The following is a 26,100-nucleotide window of genomic DNA, read 5'->3' as shown; positions in this document are numbered from 1 at the left end:
GAAAGCAATGAAAAAAGTAGCATTAATTGGGTTGGGAATGGTGGCTGACACCCACCGTTTGGCCCTAGAGGCATCGGAGCACGCTGAGCTTGTGGCGGTCTGCGCGCGCAGGGCAGAGCACGCTGATGCCTACGCCGCGCAACACGGGCTGAGTGCGAAGACCCTAATAGAGATCGCGGCCGATCCTGACATTGATTTTGTGATCGTTGCCACTCCGCCCAATGCCCGCACAGAGATTGTCGCGGCACTGGTTCAGAGCCGCAAACCTATCTTGATGGAAAAGCCCGTCGAGCGCAGCCTGAATGCCGCAACCACAATCGTTGAGCGATGCGAAGTGGCTCAAGTTCCATTGGGAATTGTGTTCCAGCACCGGATGCGCGCAGCGTCGCAAAAGCTGGCGTCGCTGATAAAACACGACGCCCTCGGCCCTCTGGCCGTTGCGGAAATATCTGTGCCGTGGTGGCGCGATCAAGCCTATTACGACGCGCCGGGCCGCGGGACGTTTTCGCAAGACGGGGGCGGCGTGTTGATCACGCAGGCCATTCACTCGCTGGACTTGGCCCTGTCGCTAACCGGGCCAGTCTCGCAAGTGCAAGCAATGGCGCGCACCAGTAAGTTGCATAATATGGAGGGCGAGGATGTGGTTGCCGCAGGCTTGGATTTTGCATCGGGGGCGGTTGGCACGCTGACCGCTTCGACCGCCAGCTTCCCCGGTGGGGCGGAAAGCATCACGCTGCATTGCGCCAAAGGCTCGGCGCGATTGGCGTCGGGGGAGTTGCTCATTCATTGGCAAGACGGGCGGGTCGAGAGCCACGGGGGCGCCGCACAGTCCGGCGGTGGTGCGGACCCGATGGCGTTCACCCATGCGTGGCATCAAGGCATCATTGATGATTTCGCGCAGGCGTTGGATGCGGGGCGCGCGCCACTGGTTTCCGGGCGTGATGCGCTGAAAACCCATGCGCTGATCGAGGCGTTAACTGAATCCTCCATCGAGGGAAAACGTATGAAAGTTCCAAATGTCTGAATTAAAAATTGCCGTCCTTGGCATTGATCACCGCCACGCGTTTGGAATGTTGGGCAATATGTTGGAGCAGGGGGCGAGCTGTGTCGGCTGGTGGACTGATGGCACCCCGGAAACGCTTGAAGGGTTTAGCAAACGCTTCCCCGATGCTCCGCGCTTGCCGACAGTCGAGGCGGTGTTCGAGGCGCGGCCAGACTTGGTGATTATTTCGGCCATTCCCTGTGACCGCGCGGGGTTGGCCATTCGCGCGATGGAGGCGGGTTTCGACGTTATGTCTGACAAGCCCGGCTGCACCACGCCCGAGCAACTCCGCGACATTCAAGACTGCGTGGCCCGGACAGGGCGCATCTGGTCGGTTGATTTTTCGGAGCGCTTTGAGGTGCCTTGTGTCACGCTGGCGGCGGAGTTGGTTCAGGCGGGGGCAATCGGGCGTGTTATCCAGACTATTGGCCTTGGCCCGCACCGCTTGAACCGCCCGACGCGGCCCGATTGGTTCTTTGACCCCGCGCGCAATGGTGGCATTTTGACTGATATTGCATCGCATCAAATTGACCAGTTTTTGTATTTCACGGGGGCGCGCGATGCCGAGGTGACTTTGGCCACGGCGTCTTGTGTGCACCATGACTTCCAAGATTTCGGCGAGATTGCCCTGCGCGCGCCCGAGGGTCATGGCTACATACGGGTGGACTGGTTCACACCCGACGCGCTGCCCACATGGGGCGATGGCCGGCTTACGATTTTGGGTACGGAAGGGACGATTGAGTTGCGCAAATATGTCGATGTCGGTGGCGTGCAAGGCACCGATCACTTGCTTCTAACGAATGCAACGCGCTGCGAACGCATTGATGCCAGCGGTGCCGGGTTGCCATATTTCGCGCGCCTCGCCGCAGATATTCGCGACCGCACCGAGACCGCGATGTCACAGGCGCACGCTTTTAAGGTGATGGAGTTGGCGCTGCGTGCACAGGCCATGGCGGACGGGCAATGAAGCGGCGGGTCGCGATATTTGGCGCGGGCATCGGGCGTGAACACTTGGCGGCCTACCGCGCGTTTCCGGACGCCTTCGAGGTCTCGTTGATCTGTGACCTTGACGCGCGCCGCGCCGAGAGCATCGCAGACGGTATCCCTGTCGAGACAGATATGGCCGCAGCCCTGCGCGCGGATGTGGATATTGTCGACGTCTGCCTGCCGCCGCACCTGCATGTCTCGACGGCTATTGCGGCGATGGAAGCGGGCAAAGACGTGATCTGCGAAAAGCCACTGGCGACAGCCTTGTGCGATGTGGACCGGCTGGAAGCCGTGGCCGCCCAGACGGGTCAGACGCTCTATCCGGTGTTCCAATACCGCTTTGGCATAGGCGTCGGGCAAGTTTTGCATCTGATCCGTGCGGGGCTGGCGGGCAAGGCGTTTGCCGCCTCTGTCGAGACCCACTGGCGGCGTGATAGCGACTACTACGACGTGGCGTGGCGCGGGACTTGGAAGGGCGAGCAGGGCGGGGTGATCCTTGGCCACGCTATCCATGCGCATGATCTGATTTGCCTGCTTCTTGGGCCCGTGGCGCAGGTCAGCGCGCAATTGGCGACGCGGGTGAATGGGATCGAGACCGAGGACACGGCGGCGCTGAGTTTCGTGATGGAAAGCGGTGCGTTGGTGAGTTCATCGGCCACACTTGGGGCGGGCAATGATACTTCGCGAATTAAGCTGATGTTTGAAGGGTTTACCGCCGAGAGCGGCCTGTCTCCTTACGCGCCAGCCGCACACCCTTGGACGTTCACACCGCGTGGTGCATCCAAAGCAGAGATCGACGCGGCATTGAGCGGCTTTCAAAGTCCGCCACTGGGATTTGAGGGGTTCTTACAGGCAATCGCAACCGAGTACGATCCGGTGACCTTGGCTCAAGGCCGCGCGTCGGTGGAGCTGGTGACGGCCCTTTATGCGTCGGCGCGCACTGGCAGGCAGGAACAACTTCCATTGCCACGTACCCATGCACTTTATGACGGGTGGCAGCCACCGTAAGGCGAAGTTACGGGGCAAAATTGCCGCGTGAGCACCAATCTCCCCTTGACGACCAAGACCCCTCAAAATATAGCCTGAACCCTCTGGGCGGGTATGGTGAAATGGTATCATAAGAGCCTTCCAAGCTTAAGGCGCGGGTTCGATTCCCGCTACCCGCTCCAGTCCCCACTCTTGTTTCCTCCGGCCCTTTGATGCGGCAAAGGTTGATGGATATGTCGCGTTCGTCGTAGAAATGCGCAACCCAGTGTTAGAGGCTGCACCGAAATCATGGCCACTTGGGGCACGATAGCCGAGGGAGGGCATTGCTAACATGACACCGCGCCGCGCCTTTGAGCTATACGTTAGCGACAGGTTTTCCGAGCAGGAGTTGTCTTCGGTCACCCATACATTGACGCTTGCCAATCAGATTCTATCCGAGGCAGTTTTTACTTGGCGCTATATCTCGGACACGCCGGGGTTGGTGTCTGGAGAGACCGGTATGATGGTGCGCGCGGAGCCTGCGATTGACAACTATGGGTTCTCTGACCTGATGGTGGTTGTCGGTGGCAAGCACGCCAAAACCCCGCACTGGTTGCGCCGTGCGCGTGCCATGCAGAAAAAGGCGCGGCTGGTTGTTCTTTTGTCAGACGCGGCCACGGCCTACATTAAATCGACCAACTCGCCTGCGGGGCGTGTCACAACCCATTGGCGCGATATTTCGGCGCTTCGCGAGGAGGGGTATCACCCTAACCTTACAACTCGGTTTTCTGAGAATAACGACGGGATTGTCACTGCGGCCGGGGCCGGAGCGACGGCGGAATTGGTCATTGGCCTCATTGCGTCGCAACTTAAATCATCGCAAGTGGCTGAGTTGGGCAATCGCTTGCTGCTCCACACGATCCGCAAAAGTGATGCGGAGCAACCCAAAGATATTGCCGACAATGAGGGGCTGTTTGATGCGCATGTGACACAGGCTATCCGGCTGATGGAAGACACGATTGCGGACCCGATGCCCATGGCAGAATTGACCGCGCGGGTAGGCCTGTCTACGCGTCATTTGGAGCGGGTGTTTCGCAATGTTTTCGATGATAGCCCGGCGCGGTTCTACAAACGCCTGCGCGCCAAGAGAGCCCGCGCCATGATCGAGGAAACGCTGATGCCGATGGTCGAGATTGCCGTGGCCACGGGATTTGGGTCCAGCAACACGTTGTCCAAAGCGGTGAAGGATGAATACGGGGTTACGCCGTCAAAAATGCGGGCGCGCCGCAAGATTAACCTGCTGACCTTTGAGGGCACCTAGAGGGCCAGATAGCCAATGCCGCAAAACGCTACGAGGCAACCGAGCCATTGTGCGGCACTCATGCGTTCTTTCAAAAAGGCCCATGCCAAAACGATCGTGAGCAGGCCAAAAATTGAGGCCGCAACAGCGGCATATTGCGCGTCTGGCAGCCCTCCGGCCGAGAGCACGGCGATCAGGGCGACCCCATCAAGGCACCCCATGGCAATCAACGTGGGCATCGCCGCGCGACCGGGGCCGAGCGCCAAGCCTTTTATACGCATGACGCCTGCCAGTAAGATGACAGCGGTCAACCGGGTGATCAAAATGACCGACAAGTCTGGCCCCATCCCGGTGGCAACCTGCCCAATCGCAAATGTTGCGGCAAATCCTACTGCCGCGATCAACGCATAGGCGATGGTGCGCCCGCGCGGGTGGGCCGTTGCGTCGTCGTCATTCGAGAGGATAGCGACCAAGGACACCCCTGCAACAATCGCCAAAATAGCCAGCCATTGCAGCAAGGATATGGGCGTGCCGGACAGGGCGGCCCATGCGACGGACAGGATCGGGTAGCTGGCAATAATCGGCGCAACAAGGCGCACTGGACCGCGTTGAAACGCGCCATAAAGCCCAAGGCTTGCCACCAGGAAGGCGACGCCTGCGGCTGCGGCATAGGCGGCAGAAAACAGCGATATTGGCTCCAGCCCTGTGGTGAAAACCATTAAGCCCGCCTGCAAGACAGAGCCAGAAATGAGCACGGTTAGAAGCGACGCCATAAGCGGCGTGCGTTGGCTGATTTGGCGCACAAAAATATCGTGCAGCCCCCAACATAGCGCGGCAACAAGACCTAGACCTAGGGCGCTCATCGGAGAGGGGCGTGGTTGGGGCGCATGGGTTTAGCTAACTTGTCACAAGGGGTTTGAAACGCATAGGCCCAGAAAATCAGCAAGGTTTCAAGGGTCGCTAAAGCGGCCTGCGTCCTCTGAGCGCTTGCGGCGCGCGCGCCTCTCGGCTAAGCCATGCCGACCATTATCGGAGGCATCATGGCAAAGGCATTGGGCAACGAAGCCGAGCGCGAGAAATCCAAGCAGATCAGCGCTCTTCGGGCGCTTTGGCCATTTGTGCGACCCTATACCTCGTTGATGATAGCAGCCCTTCTGGCTTTGAGCCTAACCGCATGTGTGTCGCTGGTGCTGCCGTTGGCCGTCCGCCGCGTGGTGGACGGGTTTGGCACCAATGAGGCGGCCTTGCTGGATAAGTATTTCGGCGCGGCATTGGCTGTGGCGGCGCTTTTGGCGGTTGGCACAGGCTTACGCTATTACCTTGTGACCCGATTGGGGGAGCGCGTTGTCGCGGATATCCGACGCGCAGTGTTTGATAAAACCATCGGCATGAGCCCCGCATTCTTTGAGCGGATCATGACTGGCGAGGTGTTGTCGCGGATCACCACGGACACCACGTTGATTTTGTCGGTTATCGGCTCCTCGGTCTCGATTGCACTGCGTAACTTGCTGATTTTTCTTGGTGGTTTGGTGCTGATGCTGCTGACCTCGGCCAAGTTGACCTTGCTGGTGCTGCTTATTGTGCCTGCAATCATCATACCTATCATCGTTTTGGGGCGTCGCCTGCGGGTGTTGTCGCGCGAAAACCAAGACCAAATTGCGGCCTCGTCGGGCAATGCCTCCGAGACGCTTTTGTCGGTGCAAACGGTGCAGGCTTTCACCCATGAGGGGCCATCGCGCGCAACCTTTGCGGGCTATACTGAGGCGGCATATGACGCAGCGCGCAAACGGATCGGCACCCGCGCGGTGATGACTGTGATCGTCATTTTCTTGGTGTTTGCGGGCGTCGTTGGCGTCCTTTGGATTGGCGCGCGCGATGTGCGTGCGGGGGATATGAGCGCAGGTGAGCTGGTTCAATTCCTGATTTATGCCATTTTGGTTGCGGGCGGTGTTGCCGCCTTGTCCGAGATCTGGGGCGAGTTGCAACGGGCCGCCGGCGCGACGGAGCGCTTGGTTGAATTGCTGACGGTCGAGGATACGGTGAATGATCCCGATGCCCCAATTGAAGTGGAAAACCTGACGGGTGCGGTCACGTTCGAGGACGTCACATTCCGCTATCCTGCCCGTCCTGAGATCGCGGCGTTGGACGGTGTGTCATTGGATGTAGCACCCGGTGAAACGGTGGCGCTTGTTGGCCCGTCTGGGGCGGGTAAGACGACTATTATTCAACTCCTTTTGCGCTTTTATGATCCGACCAACGGGGCCATTCGCCTTGATGGTCATGACCTGCGCGACATGACCCGCGAGAGTTTTCGCGGCTCGATTGCCTTGGTGCCGCAAGACCCGGTTATTTTTGCGGACTCTGCCCGTGAGAATATACGTTTTGGTCGCCCCGAGGCCACGGATGCCGAGGTTGAAGAGGCGGCAAAAGCCGCGGCGGCACATGACTTTCTGACCAAGCTGCCTGATGGCTATGACAGCTATGTGGGTGAGCGCGGTGTGATGCTGTCCGGTGGACAAAAGCAACGCATCGCCATTGCCCGCGCAATTCTACGGGATGCTCCGATTTTGCTGTTGGACGAGGCCACCTCGGCGCTGGACGCGGAAAGCGAAGCCTTGGTGCAGCAAGCCGTGGACAGGCTGAGTGCGGACCGCACGACTTTGGTTGTCGCCCACCGCCTTGCAACCGTGAAGAAAGCCGACCGGATTGTTGTCTTCGACGAGGGGCGCATCGCGGCCATCGGCACCCATGACGCCTTAGTGGCTGAGGGCGGATTATACGCGCGCTTGGCCAAGTTGCAGTTCACGTCTGGAGCAGACGAGGGGTAATTCCCCGCAACTCTGGGTTGCAAATCCTCGCGCGGGCCTTCATCTTTACGCCCAACCTAATTTGTCACCAAAGGGAGTTTGGACATGGGCTTGTGGAATTTTGTAAAAGGCGCGGGTAAATCGCTGTTCGGGGCTGCTGATGCGGCAGAGCCGGATGCGGAAACTTTGCAAAAAGAAATCGCGGAACTGGGCCTTGATGCCTCTGGTCTTGAGATCACGGTTGAAGGCGACAAAGTTAAAGTGACTGGCAACGCCGTCAGCCAAGAAGCGAAAGAGAAAATCATTCTCGCAGTCGGTAACATCGAAGGCGTGGCCGAAGTGGAAGACGAGGTTTCCGGTGGCGATCCTGTGTTCCACACGGTCAAAAAAGGCGACACCCTTTGGGGCATTTCCGCCAAAACGCTGGGCAACGGTGCGCGCTATGAAGAAATCTTCGAAGCAAACAAGCCGATGCTGACACACCCTGATAAAATCTACCCAGGACAAGTTCTGCGCATCCCGCAGGGCTAAGCTTGGCATCATATGAAGTAAAAAGAGGCCTGTTTGGCCCCTTTTTGCATTTTTGCGCGGCGTCAGGCTTGCGTGCCGCGACATTTACTCCCACCCTCATATTTAGCAAAAGAAGGGCCGGTTAACGGGCCGCTAAGGGAGAAGATCATGGGAAATTACGTCAACAAGGCGGACCGGGACGCGATTGAAGCCGAGAGCGCTTGGGAAGATCGCAACTTACCACGAACGATGTATGAGTTTTTGTCCAACACGACGGAAAAGTTTGGGGAGCGCAACGCATTTTCCTACCAGTTGACCTCTGGTGCGACTGACAAAAACGAGACCCTTTCCTGGAATGAGTTGCACGGCAAATGTATGCAAGCCGCCAACCTGTTCCGCTCGCTCGGGGTCGGGGAAAAGGATGTTGTGGCCTATATTTTGCCGAATGCATCCGAGACAGCGTTTACCCTGCTTGGCGGCTCCATTGCGGGCATCGTAAACCCGGTCAACCCATTGCTGGAGCCGGAGCAAATTAGCGCGATCCTGCGCGAAACCAACGCGAAAGTGGTGGTGACGCTGAAGGCTTTCCCGAAGACCGACCTTGCCCAAAAGGTGGCCGAGGCCGTGTCCTATGCCCCGAATGTGAAGCATGTCCTCGAGGTGGATTTGCTGCGTTACCTGACGGGTTTAAAGAAATATATTGTGCCGTTCATTCGTCCCAAAGTGCACGCAACGCATCATGCGAAGGTGCTTGATTTCGCGGTCGAGATGAACAAGCAGCCCACGGCGCTGGCCTTTGAAGACAGTGGTGAGGACCGCGTGGCGTTCTACTTCCACACCGGCGGGACCACCGGTATGCCAAAGGTGGCGCAGCACAAATACTCAGGTGTGGTTTATAACGGGTGGCTAGGGCGTAAGCTGTTGTTTACAGAAGAAGATGTGCTGATATGCCCCTTGCCTCTGTTCCACGTTTTTGCCTCGCATGTTGTATTGATGAGCGTCATTGCCTCTGGTGCCCATGTGGTGTTCCCGACGCCGCAAGGCTATCGTGGCGACGGCGTTTTTGATAACTTCTGGAAGTTGATCGAGCGCTATAAGGTGACTTTCATGATTACCGTGCCGACGGCTATTTCTGCGCTGATGCAGCGGCCAGTGGATGCTGATATCTCGACGTTGAATATTGCCTTCTCCGGCTCCTCGCCATTGCCGGTTGAGCTGTACAACCGGTTTGAGAAAGCCTGCGGTGTGACCATCGTTGAAGGCTATGGGCTGACTGAGGCCACATGTCTGGTGTCAATCAACCCACCTGCTGGCGAGAAGAAAGTCGGCTCGATTGGCATCCCGTTCCCCTATACGGATGTGACCATTCGCAGCGTCGCCGACGGGGCCGTTTGCGCGCCTGATGTCATTGGCGAGATTTGTCTGAATAACCCCGGTGTCTACGCCGGGCATACCTATACCGAGGTCGAGAAAAACCAAGACCTCTACTATGACGGCAAGTACCTGCGCACGGGTGATCTGGGTCGCCTTGATGAAGACGGCTATCTTTGGATCACCGGACGGGCCAAAGACCTGATCATCCGCGGCGGGCATAATATTGACCCCGAAGAGATCGAGGAAGCCTTGGCCGGCCACCCCGACGTGGCCTTTGCCGGCGCCATCGGGCAGCCTGATGCCCATGCCGGAGAGTTGCCATGCGTCTATGTGGAACTGGTCGCCGGAGGTTCGGTGAGTGCGGATGAGTTGAAAGCCTTTGCCAAAGAAAAGGTCCATGAGCGCGCGGCGCATCCAAAGTATATTGAGGTGATGGATGAGTTGCCGAAAACAGCAGTGGGCAAGATTTTCAAGCCAGAGCTGCGCAAAATGGCGATCACGCGTATCTATAACAAAGCGCTGAAAAAGGCCGATGTTGCGGCGGTTGTGGTCTCGGTTTCAGAGGACAAAAAGCGCGGATTAGTGGCACAAGTCGCCAAACGCGGCGATGTCACAGATGATGCGGTAACGCATGTTCTAGGAAGCTTCACGCGGCCATGGGAATGGGTGGCTTAGCCCACCCAAGCCGCGGGTCGTAACGATTTAAAATAGTTAATTTTATTTGGCGCTAGGTGGAGTTCTGCTCATAGTGTCAAAAATTCGAGCCTTTTTGGATGCCTTCCGCTAGGCTCGAATTATATTTGAAGGTGCCGAAGACCAAGTAGGAGACCTGTTTTATTATGTATGCATTACCGCGCTTATTTTTTCTGTGGTGTATGGCTGCCAGTTTTGGTGCGGTGTTTGGCACGTTGGCTTCGGCTGATGTTGTCACGGACCGTTGGAATGCCATCAAAGGGTCTGGTGACGCTGCGCTGATTACTGCGTTCCGGTCGGAATTTCCGGGCAGCCCTTATGACCTCGATGCTTTGGTAATTCTTGCGGGGCTGATTGCTCAGACGGATACAGCTGATGCCCCGCTGATTGGCGTTGTGACATTTGATACGCCGCTGATCGGGTTTGGGGGTGCGCTGGACAGTCACAGCCTTGCGGAGTTGCTAAAATCCACGCCGATTGTGCCACCCGTAGAGGGGCTGCCTGACGCGTATTGGAAAGATAAGCAATGTGCGACGTGTCATGATTGGACACAGGCCACGCTGTGCACACAGGCCACGCATTACACCAAGCCCGAGAATGCCCATCGGCTGAATATTGAGCACCCCCTTGGGCGCCCGTTTAAAACCGCTTTGCTTGCTTGGGCAGAAGGCGGATGTCTATAATTTTAACGTGATTGGAATGCGCTATGACGACTTCATGCTTACGTGCTGCCCGCCTTTTTATGGCTCTTTTATGTTTGATGTGCGCGCCAGCTCAGGCGCAATCGACGGGGCCGTTCGGGGAGGGGTGGCAGTTAGATATTGAGGCCTCGCGCCTTGCGTTTCAGTCGATCAAGAAGCAAAGCAAAGTTGAACAATCCAGCTTTGCGACCATGTCAGGCAGCATTGATGGTGACGGGGCGGCGCAGATCAAGATTGCGCTAGAGAGCGTGGACACGAAGGTGGATTTACGCAATGTGCGGATGCGGTTTTTGTTCTTTGAATCGTTTAAGTTCCCTCATGCGGTGATCAAAACCCAACTGTCACCCGATTTGGTTGAGGAGTTGCGCACGAAGCGTCGCAAGATCATGACTTTGCCCTATACGCTGGATTTGCACGGTGTGATCCAGTCTTCGGAAGCTAAACTGGTTGTCACTCTTTTGGATGACACACGGGTTTCAGTCGCAACGTTTGAGCCGATCAGCATTGACCTTGCGGGGTTCAACCTGCTGGGTGGGTTGAAAAAACTCGAGGAAGCTGCGGGGGTTACGATCGTGCCGTCATCCTCGGTGAACTTTGATTTTGTATTCAACGCGGGGACCAAGCCGCCGGTTGCGCCAACACCTCTAGCGGGGGTGTCTGAGTCTGTCGCGTTGGAGCAAACGGGGGATTTCAGCAAAGAGGCCTGTGTCGGGCGGTTCGAAATTTTGTCTCGCACGGGAAACATTTACTTCGCGCCGGGGTCTGCACGCCTGCGCGATTCCAGCATTCCGTTGCTTAACAATGTGGTAGATATCGTGGGGCGTTGTCCTGAGTTGCGTGTTCAGGTGATTGGGCACACGGACAGCAAGGGAAGTGAGCATGCGAACCAAGGCCTGTCCGAGCGCCGCGCCACATCAGTGGTTAACTTCCTGACTGCGCAGGGCATTGGCTCAACACGTATAACACCGATTGGCCTGGGCGAAGCCCAGCCCGTTGCGCCAAATAATACGGCTGAGGGCCGACAGAAAAACCGCCGCATTGAATTCGCGCCACTTGGGGGCGGCTAGCAGTAGGTGGATATCGGACTTCCAAGGGGGCGCGGCTGGAGGATGGCGCGCTGAGGGAGGCTCAATCCCGACCCGCGAGCATTGTAGCGGGGGAAAAGTGTTCGCAAAGTGGGAAATAAATACCCGCCATTTTCAAAACAAAATCTAGCGGTCCAGAACCGAGACGTATTCGCCTTCTTGTCGTCATCCTTATCCCAGCCGCCGAATGGACTAAGCCACGGTGCTCAGCATTTATAGCCTTTGCAAGCGGGTTTTAAGGGAGGCACTTAGGTCCATGGCTTTACCCAAATAAGCACGCCGAACAAGGCTGGGAACATAAGAAGAACAAGCTTTCCCTAGACGCCACATCACGCTATCGTGCCGCCCATGAGTGATTTCAACGACGAAGACGCCTTCGAGGCCGCAGTCCTTCCCCTGTCTCAACGTGCCATGGGCGCGGCAATGGGGGCACGCGCGGCGCCATATCTGGACGGCTTGAACCCCGCACAACGCGAGGCAGTGGAAACCTTGGATGGTCCCGTTTTGATGCTGGCGGGGGCGGGCACTGGCAAGACCAAAGCCCTGACCGCACGCATCGCGCATTTGCTCACCACGGGGCGCGCACGACCCAATGAAATTCTGGCGGTGACCTTCACCAATAAGGCCGCACGCGAGATGAAAAACCGTGTCGGATCATTGCTGGGCGAGGCCGTCGAGGGCGTGCCGTGGCTCGGCACCTTTCACTCCATCTGCGTCAAGCAACTGCGCCGCAACCCCGAGCTTGCAGGCTTGAAATCCAACTTCACCATCCTTGATACCGATGATCAAATTCGCCTGCTTAAACAATTGATTGCGGCCGAAAACATCGATGATAAGCGCTGGCCTGCGCGTATGCTCGCGGGCCTGATTGATAGCTGGAAAAACCGCGCGTGGACGCCCTCTGCGCTACCCGCCTCCGAGGCTGGTGCGTATGATAACAAAGGCCCCAAACTTTACGCGCAATACCAAGAGCGCCTGCGCACGCTTAATGCCTGTGATTTTGGTGACTTACTGCTGCATATGGTGACGATTTTTCAAGCGCATCCCGATATTTTGCAGCAATATCAGCGCTGGTTCAAATACATCCTTGTCGACGAATACCAAGATACCAATGTGGCCCAATATATGTGGCTGCGCTTGCTTGCGGCCTCGCATAAAAACATCTGTTGTGTGGGCGACGATGATCAGTCCATCTATGGCTGGCGGGGTGCGGAAGTCGGCAATATTTTGCGATTCGAGAAGGATTTTTCGGGTGCGAAAATCATCCGTCTCGAGCAAAATTATCGCTCAACGGAACACATCCTTGGCGCCGCCTCCAGCATCATAGCAGGCAATAAAAACCGCTTAGGTAAAACGCTATTTACCGAGGCCAAGGGCGGCGAAAAAGTCCGCTTAATTGGTCACTGGGATGGCGAGGAAGAGGCGCGCTGGATCGGCGACGAGATCGAATCCCTGCAACGCGGCACCCGCAATATTGACCCGATGAGCCTTGATCACATGGCCATCCTTGTGCGTGCGTCGCACCAGATGCGCAGCTTTGAGGATCGCTTCCTGACCATCGGTTTGCCCTACCGCGTCATCGGTGGCCCGCGCTTCTACGAGCGTTTGGAAATCCGCGATGCCATGGCCTATTTCCGCCTCATCACCAGCCCCGCCGATGATCTTGCGTTCGAGCGGATCGTCAATACTCCCAAACGCGGCCTTGGCGACAAGGCGGTCCAGAAAATCCAAATGATGGCGCGCAGCAACGGTGTGTCCCTGCTGGATGGCGCGCGATTACTCCTAGATGCCAAAGGTTTAGGCGGCAAAGGCGCCACTGAATTGCGCAAACTAATCGACGGCTTGGATCGTTGGCGTGCGGGTGCTCTGGACGGCAATATGACCCATATCGAGGTTGCAGAAATGGCGCTGGAAGAATCTGGCTACACCCAGATGTGGCAAAACGACAAGACGCCGGAAGCGCCCGGAAGGCTTGATAACCTCAAGGAATTGGTCAAGGCGCTGGAGCAATTTGAGAACCTGCAAGGCTTCCTCGAGCATATCTCTTTGGTTATGGAAAACGACAGCGAAGAGGCCACCGAGAAGGTGTCTATTATGACGCTGCACGGCTCCAAAGGTTTGGAATTTCCCGCAGTCTTCCTGCCCGGTTGGGAAGAAGGACTGTTCCCCTCGCAACGCACCATGGACGAGAGCGGCGTGAAAGGCCTCGAGGAAGAACGCCGCCTTGCCTATGTCGGCATTACCCGCGCAGAAAAACTATGCACAATCTCTTTTGCAGGCAATCGCCGCATCTACGGGCAGTGGCAAAACGCGCTGCCGTCGTGCTTCATCGACGAGTTGCCGGAAGACCATGTTGAAATCTTAACACCACCCGGAATTTACGGCCATCAAGCCGGATCAGCAGGGCATATGATGGATAATCTAGGCACCAGCGATTTGCACGAGGCAGCGGCGAACGCCAACGTCTACAACTCACCGGGATGGCGCCGTCTACAAGACCGCCAAGCCAGCCGTGGCATGTCTAAGCCGCGCGAAGGCGCCAGCGTTACCATTGACGCGCAAGTGGTGTCGTCTTTTAGCGTCCGTGACCGGGTGTTTCACCAAAAATTTGGCTATGGCACGATCGAGACCTTGGACGGCGACAAGCTAGAGGTGATTTTTGACAAGGCTGGGTCTAAGAAAGTGATTGGCCGGTTCTTGGTTGCTGCGGATAAGGCGGGCGACGTCCCGTTCTAGATGCTGTTGCTTAATAGGGGGTAAAGTGACGCGATCAACAGTGCGGCCATTACCCAATTGAACAGGCGTAATCGCGCGGGATTGGTTAATATGCGCCGCATTTGTTGGCCTAAAACGGTCCAGACGGATACGGATGGGCTGTTGATTGCGCCAAAGATCACGGCCACCAAGGCGACAGATGCGATTGTTTGAGACGGCGCGTAAATCGTCACGGCGGTCAGGGCCATGGCCCAAGCCTTGGGGTTCACCCACTGAAAAGCCGCCGCTTGCAGGAATGTCATCGGCGAGCCACTAGCCTCGCCGCGTTTGGGCGGGGCCGCGTTGGCGATTTTCCATGCCAACCACGACATATAGGCCGCTGATGCGACTTTCAGAATCGTATGGCTCACGGGATAGAGGTCGAAAACCTGCACCAATCCGATGCCAACAAGAAACACCATTAGCACAAAACCAAGGCAGATTCCCAACATATGCGGGACCGTCCGGCGAAAGCCGAAATTGGCCCCTGATGCCATGAGCATTAAGTTGTTCGGCCCCGGAGTTATGGACGAGACAAAGGCGAATAGGGCGAGGGCGGAAAGCAGATTATAAGTCATTTGGTCAGTTTATGCAGGGTAAGACGAATTTAACTTGCGTATTTGGCGGAAAAGTAAGTTACTTTGCAACTTATGAGCGGAATTGACGCAATAGGCGAACATATATTGCAAGAACTGAGCCGCGATGGACGGATCAGCAACCTTGAGTTGGCGGGCCGCGTTGGCCTGTCGCCCTCTGCGTGTCTCAGGCGCGTGCAGGAACTAGAAAGGCGCGGCGTGATCAAAGGGTATCGCGCGGTTCTGGATCGTACGCAGCTTGGGTCCGGCTTTTCGGCCTATATCGGCGTGGGTCTGTCAGATCATTCCAAGGTGGCCCAAGAGGCGTTCGAGCGCTCTATCTCGCGCAGCCCAGAGGTGCGCGAATGCCACAACATTACAGGCACGATAGAATATCTGCTCCGCATCGAATGTGCGGATCTGGCGGCCTATAAAGTGTTCCACACAGATGTCTTGGGCACCTTGCCACAGGTTAGCGCGATCACCTCATATGTGGTGATGGGGTCCCCCAAAGACGAGCGCGCCTGACGCGTCAAAACGTCCGATCTCCAGACACAAAAAAACGGTGATGCGGGAGGATGCATCACCGTCTCTATGTGCGGCTCGGACCCGGGAGGAGGTAGGTCGTCGCCGTATCACGGGGCAGCCTCGGGAGGAGGTGAAGCTGGCCCGATTTGGTCAGTGGCGGCACTTAAGGGAGGAGGAAAGTGCCGCCACCAAGCGCGTCCGGCTCAAGGGAGGAGGAGAGCCGGGGCGCAAACTTATTTCTTGTACGCAGCCTCGTAAGCGACAGATTTCAAATTGGCCGGGGACAGGCCCAGATCAGCCAACTCACGGTTCGACAAAGCTTGCAGCTCGTGCAGTGTTTCGCGGAAAACGCGGTTCTTTGCGCGACGTTCGCTCAGGTCGTGCTTGAATGCCACCAGACGGTCCAGAAGGGTCGGGGCGATGCGGGCGCTTGTTGTATAAGCCATGTTACTCGTTCCTTGCTCAAAGAGGGTTTGCGGTGCCAGCGGGCTGACAACCTCGTCTCTGTTGATCTCAATTTAGGGAATTGCTGCGCCGCAACAAGAGATACAAATACAATGCTGCTATGCAGCGAGCGCATGGCTTAAACTGTTGTTTTTGTTACCTTACGTAAAGTTAACGGTCACAAGCCTGTGATGTTTGCTTGCGCTAACATGACCCGTGCCCGGCTTCATGCCCCGGGTGGGTGTTGGAAAACTTGCGCCGTTGCGCGGTGGTGGGGTTGCTCTTGGATGCGCGTGGCCTCACTTATGTAACAGCGCAATGCAAACGAAGGCAGGACCCTACCATGACGGCAACCCGCGACACTATTCTAGACGCTCTGCGTGTTTTGACGCTGCCCGATGGTGGCGATATCGTGAGCAAGGATATGATCCGCGCCTTGGTGGTTGACGGCTCAACCGTGCGCTTTGTGATCGAAGCAGCCCCCGAAGTGGCCAAGCATCTTGAGCCATTGCGCGCCGCTGCCCAGCAAATCGTCGAAAAAATGGACGGTATCGACAAGGCTTCGGTGCTGTTGACCGCGCATTCCGACAAAAAACCACCCTCTTTAAAAGTCGGCAAGCACCCTACGCCACAAGCCGGGCCGACCAAGCCATCAGGCGTGGCGCGCATTCTGGCTGTGGCCTCTGGTAAGGGCGGCGTGGGTAAATCCACCCTCTCGGCCAATCTGGCCGTGGCCTTGGCCAAGCAGGGGCGCAAAGTCGGGCTGCTTGACGCCGATATATATGGTCCCAGCCAGCCGCGTATGATGGGGGTCAGCAAGCGCCCCGCCTCGCCAGACGGCAAAACGATCGTTCCGCTCAAGGCGCATGGCGTCACTATGATGTCGATCGGGCTGATGATGGACCCCGACAAAGCCGTCATTTGGCGCGGCCCAATGCTTATGGGCGCGTTGCAGCAAATGTTGGGTCAGGTCGAGTGGGGCGCGTTGGACGTGCTCATCGTTGACCTGCCGCCCGGCACCGGCGACGTGCAGTTGACGCTCTGCACCAAGTCCGAGCTAACAGGCGCCATCGTGGTTTCCACCCCGCAAGATGTGGCGCTGCTGGATGCGCGCAAGGCGATTGATATGTTCAACACGCTCAAAACTCCGGTGCTGGGGTTGGTGGAAAATATGTCGATGTATGTCTGCCCGAAGTGTGGCCACGAGGCGCATATTTTCGGCCATGGTGGTGTGCAGGCCGAGGCCAAGAAGATGGGGCTGCCCTTCCTTGGTGAAATTCCGCTGGATATAGATGTGCGCCTGTCGGGCGATAGTGGCACGCCGATTGCCTTGGGCGACGGGCCAGTGGCGCAGGCCTATGCCAAGCTGGCGGCGGGTTTGGTTGAAGGTGGCATGGCTTGACGCCCGCACAGTGTTAGGCCTAGACAGCGGGCAGGGCAGCAGAACGCCCGCCGCTCGTAGGTCTTAGGCCATGGTGAAGTTCTGATGGACGACTAGATCACATCTGCATGAAATGACGCGCAGGGTGATGGCAATACGGGCACCATCAAACCGATCTCGCGTCATCTTATATTGGATGATCAAATGACACTTCCTGACCCTATGCCATCAGTTGATGACCTGAAGGCCCAAGCCAAGCGCCTCAGATCGCAACTGGCCATTCTCAACACGCCCGTTTCGCACTCCCAATCGCTGGAGCTTCTGGCGCAGCAAATGGGCCTGCATGACTGGAACACGTTGCAAGCGCGCGCTTCGGCGATATCGAACCATCGGCCTCCGTGGGCGGTTGGGGATTTCGTTCGTGGACGCTACCTGGACCAGCCTTGTGCTGGCCGCATTCTGTCTTTGTCGGCGGTGGCGGGTGGTCGATACCGAATGACGCTGCAATTGGACGAGGCCGTTGATGTGGTGACCTTCGACAGTTTCTCGTCCTGGCGCCAAAGGATCAATGCCACTGTCGGATCAAACGGGCGCAGTGTCGGGCGGCGCTCGGACGGGATGCCGCATTTGGTGCTTGAGGCCTAAGCTACATTGATTGCCGGGTTGCGGGCCGCGAGGGGTAACTTCGTGCGGCCCGCATGGGTTTGGCCTGTGGATAACTTGCGTTGCGACTCGATTTGGGGTCAAAGCGGGGTGATTCGGATGGGAAAACATGGGTCGGGACTGGAAAAACCTCCGGGAACTCCAAGTTTATGGGAAAATATGGGAAAATTTTATAAAATATCGAGCCACTATATTTAGTGCTCAAAAACACCCCTTCCGCTAGGTGAGCTAATTTTTGGCGATTATCTGAAAGGTGCGGGGGAGGTGTAAGGTTGGTTTCCCATGTCTACCCATAAATACCCATTGATTACCATGATCGCCCATGGCACAAAGTCCCTACGATAAAGACGGCAACTAAAAAACAAGGGGCGATTAAGAACCCCAAGGCGACCATAAGGTTTCATACAGGCACCGACTTTATCGAAAGACGTTTGACCCTGCGCGAGCAGACATCCCCCCAGGTGGCGCGGGTCAAACACCTCCCTAAACGGGATTGAGGACGGCGGATTGATCAGTGGCAGCCGATCAATCCGCCGTTTTCTCGTTTTAGGGTCAAAGTTGGAAAAGGGTGACGCATACAGTGGCACAGAGGTTCAGAGGCGAAAGCGTCCACAAAGTGGACAGCAAGGGCAGGGTGTCTATCCCCGCTCTGTTTCGCCGTGTGCTGGAAGCCTCTGATCCTGAATGGACCGACGGTCTAAGCCCCAATGTTGTCATCGTCTATGGTGGCAATTCCCAAAATTACCTTGAGGCCTACACGCAAGAGGCCATCAAAGAAGTGGACGAGAAGATCGCGCGCCTGCCGCGTGGCTCCAAGCCGCGGCGCGCGCTGGAACATCTGTTCAACGCGCAATCTCTTCCCACGCAAACCGACGATACCGGGCGCCTTGTGCTGCCCGCCAAGTTGCGCGAAAAAATCGGCCTCAAGGGCGAGGCCAAGTTCGTTGCCATGGGCGACACATTCCAGATTTGGGCGCCCGATGCCTTTGATGCGCGCAATGCGGACATCGAGGATTGGCTGGACGCACAGGGCGAAGATTTCGACCCGCTTGAATTGTTGGAAATGGCGGCAGAGCCAACGCCCGCGCCATCCACTGCGGAGTAGTCCGGTGTCTGCAAAAGTGCCGCGTGAGACCAACCCCGATGCGCCGCACCTGCCGGTTCTTATTGACGCTATTCTTGAGCGCGTAAATCCCGATGGTCTGTGGGTTGACGGCACATTTGGCGCGGGCGGATATACCCGCGAATTCCTAGATAAAGGCGCGCGGGTGATTGCGATCGACCGTGATCCGCTGGCCTTCGAGATGGCCGCGCCATGGGCTGGTGCATATGGCGACAGATTAATTCAAAAGCGCGGTACTTTTTCGGACCTGGACATATTGGCTGGTGAATTGGTCGATGGTGTGGTGCTAGATCTCGGCGTCTCCTCCATGCAGTTGGACCGTGCCGAGCGGGGGTTTTCATTCCTGCGCGACGGCCCGCTTGATATGCGCATGGGCCAAGATGGCGTCAGCGCCGCCGATCTGGTCAATAACGGCTCCGAGGCTTTGCTGGCCGATATCTTGTTTCAATACGGTGAAGAGCGCGCCTCGCGACGTCTTGCTAAGGCGATGATCGCGGCGCGCCCGATCACCACAACGGCCAAGCTGGTCGAGGTGATTGAGGGTGTTTTGCCCAAGGGCAAGCCCGGCCAAAGCCACCGCGCGACCCGCAGTTTTCAGGCACTTCGTATCGCGGTAAATGATGAATTTGGACAACTTATCAGTGGGTTAGAAGCTGCCGAGCGGGCGCTGAAACCCGGCGGTGAATTGGCTGTGGTCACGTTCCACTCGCTGGAAGATCGCATCGTGAAAAAATACCTGCAAGCTCGCGCAGGGCGCACTGGCGGCGGCTCGCGCCACGCGCCAGAGCAGCAGGTCGAGGCGGCAACATTTGACTTGATCACCCGCAAGGCAGTGATCGCAGACACGGAAGAGCTGGCACGCAACCCGCGTGCTCGCTCAGCCAAATTGCGGATCGGGCGGCGCACTGACGCGCCCGCCGCAGATAAAGGCAGGGCCGGTTTGGGTCTGCCAAAACTCACAACACAGGAGCTTTTGTAATGCGTGGACTACTTTATACGGTATCGGCTTTGGCGGTTATGGGGCTTGGATACTGGGCCTATTACGAGAATTACGAGACCCAAGAATCTTTGCGCACGGCAACCAGTTTGCAGCGCGAAATTGGCTCGTCTCGTGAAACTTTGTCAGTTTTGGCGGCGGAATGGGCCTATCTGAACCGCCCCGAGCGCCTGCGTGATTTGGCTGATTTGAACTTCCCCGATCTGGAATTGCAGCCGATCTCGCCCGAACAATTTGGCGATGTGGCGCAGGTGACATACCCCGCCCCCGAGGTTGAGTTGGACCTGAACGACATCAACGGTGCTGTCGATGTGCGCGGTAACTATTTGGCGCAGGATGGAGAGCAATACCCATGATCCGCACCCCGCTGCGCCCTTTGGCGCGAATTCTGCAAGCAAGACAGAAGGGCGAAAACCCAGACCGGATCGAGCGCGATAACATTCGCGCCCGCCACGAGGAAATGCGCGACAAAGCCCGGCTACGCGCCGAAAGTCGCCTGCTGTTTGTGGGCGTTTTGTTCGTTATCGGCTTCTTGCTGATCGGCACGCGCATGACCGTTCTGGCCTCGTCAGAGGCGGTCGAGCCGCGCGCCTCTACATCGGGTGCCTCCATCGTGGCGCAGCGCGCCGACATCGTGGATCGCAACGGTCGCGTGCTGGCGACCAACCTGATTACCAACTCACTTTATGCCCAGCCACGCATGATGATCGAGCCGGAACGCGCGGCAAAAGAACTGGTGGCTATATTTCCAGATTTGAAGTTGGAGCGTTTGCTGAAAGACTTCACCGGAAAACGTAAGTTCTTGTGGATCAAGAAGAAAATTAGCCCTGAGCAATTACAAGCCGTGCATGAAATTGGCGATCCGGGGCTCATGTTTGGCCCACGCGAGATGCGCCTCTATCCAAATGGTAAACTGGCCGCGCATATTCTGGGCGGTGCAAGTTTTGGCCGAGAAGGCGTGCATTCTGCTGAAGTGATCGGCACCGCTGGCGTTGAAAAAACCTTCGACACCTACCTGCGAGACCCAGCCATGGAAGGCGCTCCGCTGCGCTTGTCGATTGATATGACAATCCAGGCCGCCGCCAAACAAGTGCTCGCAGGCGGTATGAAAATGATGAACGCCAAAGGCGCGACCTCGGTGCTGATGGATGTGAAAACCGGCGAGATCATCTCGATGATCTCATTGCCGGATTTTGATCCCAATACCCGCCCCAATGGGCTGATCAAGGGCGACCCTTCCGACAGCCCGTTGTTCAACCGCGCGGTACAGGGCGTCTATGAGCTAGGCTCGACCTTCAAGATTTTCGCCGCGTCTCAGGCCTTGGATTTGAAGCTGGTAAACCCCTCCACCATGATCAACACCAAAGGTCCCTTGCGAAAAGGGCGTCACAAAATTCGTGACTTCCACAACTACGGACCGGCGCTGAGTGTGACCGATGTGATCGTGAAATCCTCCAATATCGGCACCGCGCGCATGGCGCTCAACATTGGCTCCAAGCGCCAGAAGGCGTTTCTGAAATCACTGGGCTTCTTTGACGCCACACCGGTGGAGCTGGTCGAGGCCCCCGGTGCCAAGCCGTTGCTGCCCAAGAAATGGGCCGATATTCATACGATGACGGTATCTTATGGCCACGGCATGGCTGTTAGCCCGCTGCATCTGGCCGCTGCATATGCGACGATTGTGAATGGTGGCACGCTGATCAAGCCGACCTTGCTAAAGCAAGACGAACCGCAACTCGGCCCACGCGTTATTTCCACGCGGACCTCTGCGCAGGCGCGCTCTATGTTGCGCCAAGTGGTGCAGCGCGGCACTGCATCGTTTGCCCGCGTTCCCGGCTATGAGGTTGGCGGCAAGACCGGCACCGCCGACAAGCCCAAGCGGCGTGGCGGCTATCACAAAGATAAGGTCATCGCGACCTTTGCCTCTGCCTTCCCGATGAGTGACCCGAAATATGTTCTCATCGTCACGCTGGACGAGCCGTCCGAGACCTCCGGCAAAAAACCGCGCCGCACCGCTGGTTGGACCGCCGTGCCGGTGGCCGCCGAGATGATCCGACGCACCGCACCGCTTTTGGGCTTGCGGCCTGTGCTGGATCGGGGTGAATTAAGCAAAGTCGTGAACACGGCGTCCCGATAGACCAAATAGGTGTATATCGGGGCGAGTAACCTCCGAGGGGCAATATGGCACGGACAAGCGCGAGCCTGAATGATTTGGGGCTTACGGCCCAAAACGGGGGCGAGGCCGAAGTTACCGGCCTTTCCGTCGATAGCCGTCTGGTAAAGCCGGGGCATTTGTTCGCCGCTCTGCCCGGCTCCAACGTGCATGGCGCGGAGTTTATCCAATACGCCCTGCGCATGGATGCGGGCGCGATCCTGACCGATCCGGAAGGCGCGTCGATTGCCCAAGACGAACTCGCCGCCTCCAACGCTGCGCTCATTATTACCGAAGACCCGCGCCAAGCTTTGGCTTATGCCTCCGCCCTGTGGTTTGGCGCGCAGCCGGGCACCATGGTCGCGGTCACTGGCACCAATGGCAAAACCTCTGTGGCCGCTTTTACCCGCCAGATTTGGCTGGAGCTGGGGCTGGAAGCCGTCAATTTCGGCACCGCCGGGGTCGAGGGGGTCTACACTGCCCCCATGTCGCACACCACGCCGGAACCGATCACCCTGCACGCGCTTTTGGCCGATATGGCGCGCGAAGGCGTGACCCACGCCGCGATGGAGGCCTCGTCTCACGGGCTAGAGCAACGCCGCCTCGATGGGGTGCATCTGATGGCGGCGGGGTTTACAAATTTCACCCAAGATCACCTTGATTACCACAAAACTTTCACTGAATATTTCAACGCCAAGGCAGGCTTGTTTCGCCGTATCTTAGTGCAAGACGGCGTGGCGGTGATCAACATGGATGATCCGCGCGGTGCGGATATGGCGGCGATTGCCAACGAGCGGGGCCACCGCCTGCTGCGCGTTGGCGCGTCGGATAAATGCGACCTGCAACTTCTTGGCCAGCGCTTTGACGCCACGGGGCAAGACCTGCGGTTTTCCTTCGGCGGCGAGACCCACCAAGCCCGTCTTGATCTGATCGGCGGCTTTCAGGCCTCCAACGTGATGATCGCAGCGGGGCTTGCCATCGGGGCAGGGGCCAAACCTGCCGATGTGTTCCAAACCCTACCGATGCTGACCACCGTGCGCGGCCGGATGCAAAAGGCCGCGACTCGCGAAAACGGCGCGGCGGTGTTTGTCGATTACGCCCATACCCCCGATGCACTGAAAACCGCACTTTCCGCCATGCGCCCGCATGTTATGGGTCGCTTGGTTGTGGTGTTTGGCGCTGGCGGTGACCGCGACACGACTAAGCGCCCACTGATGGGGGCCGCCGCGCGCGACCATGCCGATGTGGTGTTTGTGACCGATGATAACCCGCGCTCCGAAGACCCGGCGTCTATCCGCGCTGCCATCATGGAGGCCGTGCCAAACGCCACCGAGGTCGGTGATCGCGCCGAGGCAATCCTGCGCGGCATTGATGCACTTGGCGCGGGCGACGCATTGCTGATTGCAGGCAAAGGCCACGAGACGGGGCAGGTCGTCGGCGACGACGTGCTGCCCTTTGATGACGTGGAACAAGCAAGCGTGGCCGTCGCCGCGCTGGAGGGACGGCTATGACACTTTGGACCTCGGACGAGGCAATCAAAGCCACCGGCGGCACATCTGCGGTTTCGTGGCAGGTCAGCGGCGTCTCCATCGACACCCGCACGCTAGAGCCGGGCGACATGTTCGTCGCCCTCAAGGATATCCGTGACGGCCATGATTTCGTGGCGCAAGCCTTGGAAAACGGGGCTGCCTGCGCGTTGGTCTCGCGTATTCCGGATGGCGTGCCAGCCGACGCACCTTTGCTGGTCGTGGATGATGTATTGGCTGGCCTGGAAGACTTGGGCCGGGCCGCGCGCGCGCGCACAAATGCCCGCGTGATCGGCGTCACTGGTTCGGTTGGTAAGACCTCCACCAAGGAAATGCTGCGCAGCGCGCTGGCGGGCCAAGGCGCTATTCATGCCGCCGAGAAAAGCTATAACAACCACTGGGGCGTGCCGCTGACCTTGGCGCGAATGCCCGCATCCGCTGATTTTGCCATCATCGAGATCGGCATGAACCACCCCGGCGAAATTGCCCCCCTCGCCAAGCTGGCGCGCCCCCATGTGGCGGTGATCACCATTGTCGCCCCCGCCCATTTGGAGGCCTTCAAAGACGTCGCGCAAATCGCCCATGAGAAGGCCGCGATTTTCAAAGGGCTAGAGCCAGACGGCAAAGCCATCATCAACGCCGACCTGTTCACAACCGACATCTTGCGCCACCACGCGCCCAAGGATTGCCAAACCTTTGGCGAGACACAAGGCGCAGACTGGCACCTGTCCGAGGCCACCCCCGCACAAGCCGCTACCGTGTGTCGCGCGGAACATAACGGCGCGGCACTGGTCTATAAAATCGGCGCGCCGGGGCGCCATTTTGCAATGAACGGGCTGGCGTGCCTCGCCGCAGTGCAGGCCGTTGGCGCTGATCTGGGGCTGGCCACCGTGGCACTCAGCGCTTGGGCACCGCCCTCTGGGCGCGGGCAACGGCGCTTTATCCACCTCGACAGCCAAATGCCCGAGCAGGGGATTGATCTGTTCGACGATGCCTATAACGCCAACCCGGCCTCTCTCGGGGCCGCGTTGGATGTGCTCGCCGCTGCCACGCCGCCGCTGCCTGCGGGCCGCCGCGTGGCCATCCTTGGCGACATGAAAGAGCTAGGCCCGACCGACTTGGCCCTGCACGCAGATTTCTCTACCCACCCCGCTATGATTGAGATCGACCAAATCCACTGCATAGGCCCGTTGATGAAACACCTCTACGAGGCCCTGCCACAAGCCAAGCAAGGCCTGTGGGCTGCCACCAGTGCCGAGTTGGCCGCAAGTCCTCTGGGGCTGGTCCGCAGCGGCGATGTGGTCATGGTGAAAGGTTCTTTATCAATGAAAATGGCTCAAATCGTTGACGCCATCGCAAATTTGGGTCAATCCCTCGGGGATAACTAACAGGGGTACCACTAGATGTTGTATTGGCTCACGGCGTTCACGGATGGCGGCGATTTCTTTAACTTATTTCGCTATATCACGTTTCGCGCTGGCGGGGCCTTCTTCACAGCCCTGATATTTGGCTTTGTTTTCGGCCAACCACTGATCAATCTGCTCAAGCGTAAGCAACGCAATGGCCAGCCCATTCGTGATGACGGCCCCGAGAGCCATATCCTGACCAAGCAAGGCACCCCCACGATGGGCGGCGTGCTGATCTTGGGCGCGCTGATCCTCTCGACGCTGCTCTGGGCGCGGCTTGATAATGGCTTCGTGTGGATCGTTTTACTGGTCACGCTGGGCTTTGGTGCTATCGGCTTCGTCGATGATTACGCCAAAGTCACCTCGAACAGCCACGCAGGCCTGTCGGCGCGTATTCGCCTGATCATCGGCTTCATAATCGCAGGCATCGCGGGCTATGCCACGACCCTGATGCACCCGGACGCACTGGTCAACCAACTGGCACTGCCGGTGTTTAAAGACACGCTGGTCAACCTTAGCTTCATGTTCATTCCCTTCGTGATGTTCGTCATCGTGGGCGCGGCCAATTCCGTCAACCTGACCGATGGCTTAGACGGTTTGGCCATCATGCCGGTGATGATCGCCGCTGCCGCGTTGGGCGTCATTGCCTACGCCGTGGGCCGGGTCGATTTCACCGAATACTTGGGTCTGCACTACGTCCCCGGCACAGGTGAATTGTTGATCTTTGTGGCGGGCATGATCGGCGGCGGGCTTGGTTTTCTTTGGTATAACGCGCCCCCCGCTGCGGTGTTTATGGGCGATACGGGGTCGCTGGCTTTGGGCGGCGCATTGGGCACCATCGCGGTGCTGACCAAGCACGAGCTGGTTATGGGCATCATCGGGGGCCTGTTTGTGGTCGAAACCCTGTCGGTGATTATCCAAGTTCTGTACTTCAAGAAAACCGGTAAACGCGTCTTCCTCATGGCCCCGATCCACCACCACTTCGAGAAGAAGGGCTGGGCCGAGCCGCAAATCGTGATCCGCTTCTGGATCATCTCGCTAATTCTCGCCATGATCGGCCTCGCAACCCTGAAAATCCGGTAAGCC

General features: G+C 57.8%; 23 protein-coding genes and 1 tRNA gene. 21 read left to right on the top strand and 3 right to left on the bottom strand.

Annotated elements, in window-relative coordinates; genetic code table 11:
- Positions 1–7: 7 nt before the first annotated feature.
- The 5 genes from AC3Y7R_RS06245 (at position 8) to AC3Y7R_RS06225 (ending at position 4,316) form a co-directional block, all read left to right on the top strand.
- The gene (locus AC3Y7R_RS06245; RefSeq protein ID WP_490041162.1) at positions 8–1,024 is read left to right on the top strand and encodes a Gfo/Idh/MocA family protein; all 1,017 of its coding nucleotides are present in this window, start codon (positions 8–10) and stop codon (positions 1,022–1,024) included.
- Positions 1,017–2,009 carry a Gfo/Idh/MocA family protein gene (locus AC3Y7R_RS06240; protein WP_490041161.1) on the top strand — a complete coding sequence of 331 codons (993 nt, stop codon included), beginning with the start codon at positions 1,017–1,019 and terminating at the stop codon, positions 2,007–2,009. Before AC3Y7R_RS06245 ends, AC3Y7R_RS06240 begins: the two co-directional genes overlap by 8 nt.
- Entirely contained in the window at positions 2,006–3,037 is a 1,032-nt protein-coding gene (locus AC3Y7R_RS06235; RefSeq protein WP_490041160.1) for a Gfo/Idh/MocA family protein, read from the top strand. The genes AC3Y7R_RS06240 and AC3Y7R_RS06235 overlap by 4 nt, the downstream gene beginning before the upstream one ends.
- A gap of 87 nt (positions 3,038–3,124) precedes the next feature.
- Positions 3,125–3,198 (top strand) — tRNA-Gly (locus AC3Y7R_RS06230).
- Positions 3,199–3,347: 149 nt separating this feature from the next.
- Complete coding sequence (locus tag AC3Y7R_RS06225) at positions 3,348–4,316, top strand: GlxA family transcriptional regulator (protein WP_490041159.1); 969 nt, start codon at positions 3,348–3,350, stop codon at positions 4,314–4,316.
- Here the strand turns inward: AC3Y7R_RS06225 and AC3Y7R_RS06220 are convergent.
- Positions 4,313–5,158: an EamA family transporter gene (locus tag AC3Y7R_RS06220; RefSeq protein WP_490041158.1), complete on the bottom strand. Its 846-nt coding sequence runs from the start codon at positions 5,156–5,158 to the stop codon at positions 4,313–4,315. The genes AC3Y7R_RS06225 and AC3Y7R_RS06220 overlap by 4 nt on opposite strands.
- Before the next feature lie 153 nt (positions 5,159–5,311).
- Here AC3Y7R_RS06220 and AC3Y7R_RS06215 point away from each other — a divergent pair, with 153 nt between their 5' ends.
- From AC3Y7R_RS06215 to AC3Y7R_RS06190, 6 genes are all read left to right on the top strand, one after another.
- A complete protein-coding gene (locus AC3Y7R_RS06215) occupies positions 5,312–7,123 on the top strand; it encodes an ABC transporter transmembrane domain-containing protein (protein ID WP_490041157.1) in 1,812 nt (603 codons plus the stop codon).
- Between the two features lie 84 nt (positions 7,124–7,207).
- The gene (gene lysM, locus AC3Y7R_RS06210; RefSeq protein ID WP_490041156.1) at positions 7,208–7,633 is read left to right on the top strand and encodes a peptidoglycan-binding protein LysM; all 426 of its coding nucleotides are present in this window, start codon (positions 7,208–7,210) and stop codon (positions 7,631–7,633) included.
- 147 nt (positions 7,634–7,780) lie between these two features.
- The gene (locus tag AC3Y7R_RS06205; RefSeq protein ID WP_490041155.1) at positions 7,781–9,661 is read left to right on the top strand and encodes an acyl-CoA synthetase; all 1,881 of its coding nucleotides are present in this window, start codon (positions 7,781–7,783) and stop codon (positions 9,659–9,661) included.
- Positions 9,662–9,861: 200 nt separating this feature from the next.
- Complete coding sequence (locus AC3Y7R_RS06200; protein WP_490041154.1) at positions 9,862–10,362, top strand: hypothetical protein; 501 nt, start codon at positions 9,862–9,864, stop codon at positions 10,360–10,362.
- A 23-nt stretch (positions 10,363–10,385) separates the two neighbouring features.
- Positions 10,386–11,447 carry an OmpA family protein gene (locus AC3Y7R_RS06195; protein WP_490041153.1) on the top strand — a complete coding sequence of 354 codons (1,062 nt, stop codon included), beginning with the start codon at positions 10,386–10,388 and terminating at the stop codon, positions 11,445–11,447.
- Positions 11,448–11,813: 366 nt separating this feature from the next.
- A complete protein-coding gene (locus AC3Y7R_RS06190) occupies positions 11,814–14,201 on the top strand; it encodes an ATP-dependent helicase (protein WP_490041152.1) in 2,388 nt (795 codons plus the stop codon).
- On the opposite strand, the gene AC3Y7R_RS06185 is transcribed toward AC3Y7R_RS06190, so the two are convergent.
- Positions 14,198–14,797: a LysE family translocator gene (locus AC3Y7R_RS06185; RefSeq protein ID WP_490041151.1), complete on the bottom strand. Its 600-nt coding sequence runs from the start codon at positions 14,795–14,797 to the stop codon at positions 14,198–14,200. The two genes, AC3Y7R_RS06190 and AC3Y7R_RS06185, sit on opposite strands and share 4 nt — an antisense overlap.
- 72 nt (positions 14,798–14,869) lie before the next feature.
- Between AC3Y7R_RS06185 and AC3Y7R_RS06180 the strand changes: the two genes are divergently transcribed.
- A complete protein-coding gene (locus AC3Y7R_RS06180; protein ID WP_490041150.1) occupies positions 14,870–15,322 on the top strand; it encodes an Lrp/AsnC family transcriptional regulator in 453 nt (150 codons plus the stop codon).
- A 233-nt stretch (positions 15,323–15,555) separates the two neighbouring features.
- Here AC3Y7R_RS06180 and AC3Y7R_RS06175 read toward each other — a convergent pair whose 3' ends face one another.
- Positions 15,556–15,768, bottom strand: coding sequence for a DUF1127 domain-containing protein (locus AC3Y7R_RS06175; RefSeq protein WP_490041149.1), 213 nt, complete (start codon positions 15,766–15,768; stop codon positions 15,556–15,558).
- A 341-nt stretch (positions 15,769–16,109) separates the two neighbouring features.
- Between AC3Y7R_RS06175 and AC3Y7R_RS06170 the strand changes: the two genes are divergently transcribed.
- From AC3Y7R_RS06170 to mraY, 9 genes are all read left to right on the top strand, one after another.
- On the top strand, positions 16,110–17,168 hold the full coding sequence (locus AC3Y7R_RS06170; RefSeq protein WP_490041148.1) for an Mrp/NBP35 family ATP-binding protein: 1,059 nt from the start codon (positions 16,110–16,112) through the stop codon (positions 17,166–17,168).
- Between the two features lie 183 nt (positions 17,169–17,351).
- Positions 17,352–17,792 carry a glyoxalase superfamily protein gene (locus AC3Y7R_RS06165; RefSeq protein WP_490041147.1) on the top strand — a complete coding sequence of 147 codons (441 nt, stop codon included), beginning with the start codon at positions 17,352–17,354 and terminating at the stop codon, positions 17,790–17,792.
- A gap of 598 nt (positions 17,793–18,390) precedes the next feature.
- Positions 18,391–18,915 (top strand): division/cell wall cluster transcriptional repressor MraZ, encoded by a 525-nt coding sequence (gene mraZ / locus AC3Y7R_RS06160; RefSeq protein WP_490041146.1) that lies wholly within the window; start codon positions 18,391–18,393, stop codon positions 18,913–18,915.
- 4 nt (positions 18,916–18,919) lie between these two features.
- The gene (gene rsmH, locus AC3Y7R_RS06155) at positions 18,920–19,912 is read left to right on the top strand and encodes a 16S rRNA (cytosine(1402)-N(4))-methyltransferase RsmH (RefSeq protein ID WP_490041145.1); all 993 of its coding nucleotides are present in this window, start codon (positions 18,920–18,922) and stop codon (positions 19,910–19,912) included.
- Complete coding sequence (ftsL, locus tag AC3Y7R_RS06150) at positions 19,912–20,286, top strand: cell division protein FtsL (protein ID WP_490041144.1); 375 nt, start codon at positions 19,912–19,914, stop codon at positions 20,284–20,286. The genes rsmH and ftsL overlap by 1 nt, the downstream gene beginning before the upstream one ends.
- Complete coding sequence (locus tag AC3Y7R_RS06145; protein WP_490041143.1) at positions 20,283–22,067, top strand: peptidoglycan D,D-transpeptidase FtsI family protein; 1,785 nt, start codon at positions 20,283–20,285, stop codon at positions 22,065–22,067. Before ftsL ends, AC3Y7R_RS06145 begins: the two co-directional genes overlap by 4 nt.
- A gap of 44 nt (positions 22,068–22,111) precedes the next feature.
- Positions 22,112–23,593, top strand: a complete 1,482-nt coding sequence (locus AC3Y7R_RS06140) for a UDP-N-acetylmuramoyl-L-alanyl-D-glutamate--2,6-diaminopimelate ligase (protein ID WP_490041142.1) — start codon at positions 22,112–22,114, stop codon at positions 23,591–23,593.
- On the top strand, positions 23,590–24,996 hold the full coding sequence (locus tag AC3Y7R_RS06135) for a UDP-N-acetylmuramoyl-tripeptide--D-alanyl-D-alanine ligase (protein ID WP_490041141.1): 1,407 nt from the start codon (positions 23,590–23,592) through the stop codon (positions 24,994–24,996). Before AC3Y7R_RS06140 ends, AC3Y7R_RS06135 begins: the two co-directional genes overlap by 4 nt.
- A 15-nt stretch (positions 24,997–25,011) precedes the next feature.
- The gene (mraY, locus tag AC3Y7R_RS06130) at positions 25,012–26,097 is read left to right on the top strand and encodes a phospho-N-acetylmuramoyl-pentapeptide-transferase (protein WP_490041140.1); all 1,086 of its coding nucleotides are present in this window, start codon (positions 25,012–25,014) and stop codon (positions 26,095–26,097) included.
- The last annotated feature ends 3 nt before the right edge of the window (positions 26,098–26,100 follow it).

This window comes from Litoreibacter sp., from assembly GCF_058136045.1.
Note: the sequence above shows the minus strand (reverse complement) of the source record. Positions and strands in the feature narration are given on the sequence as shown.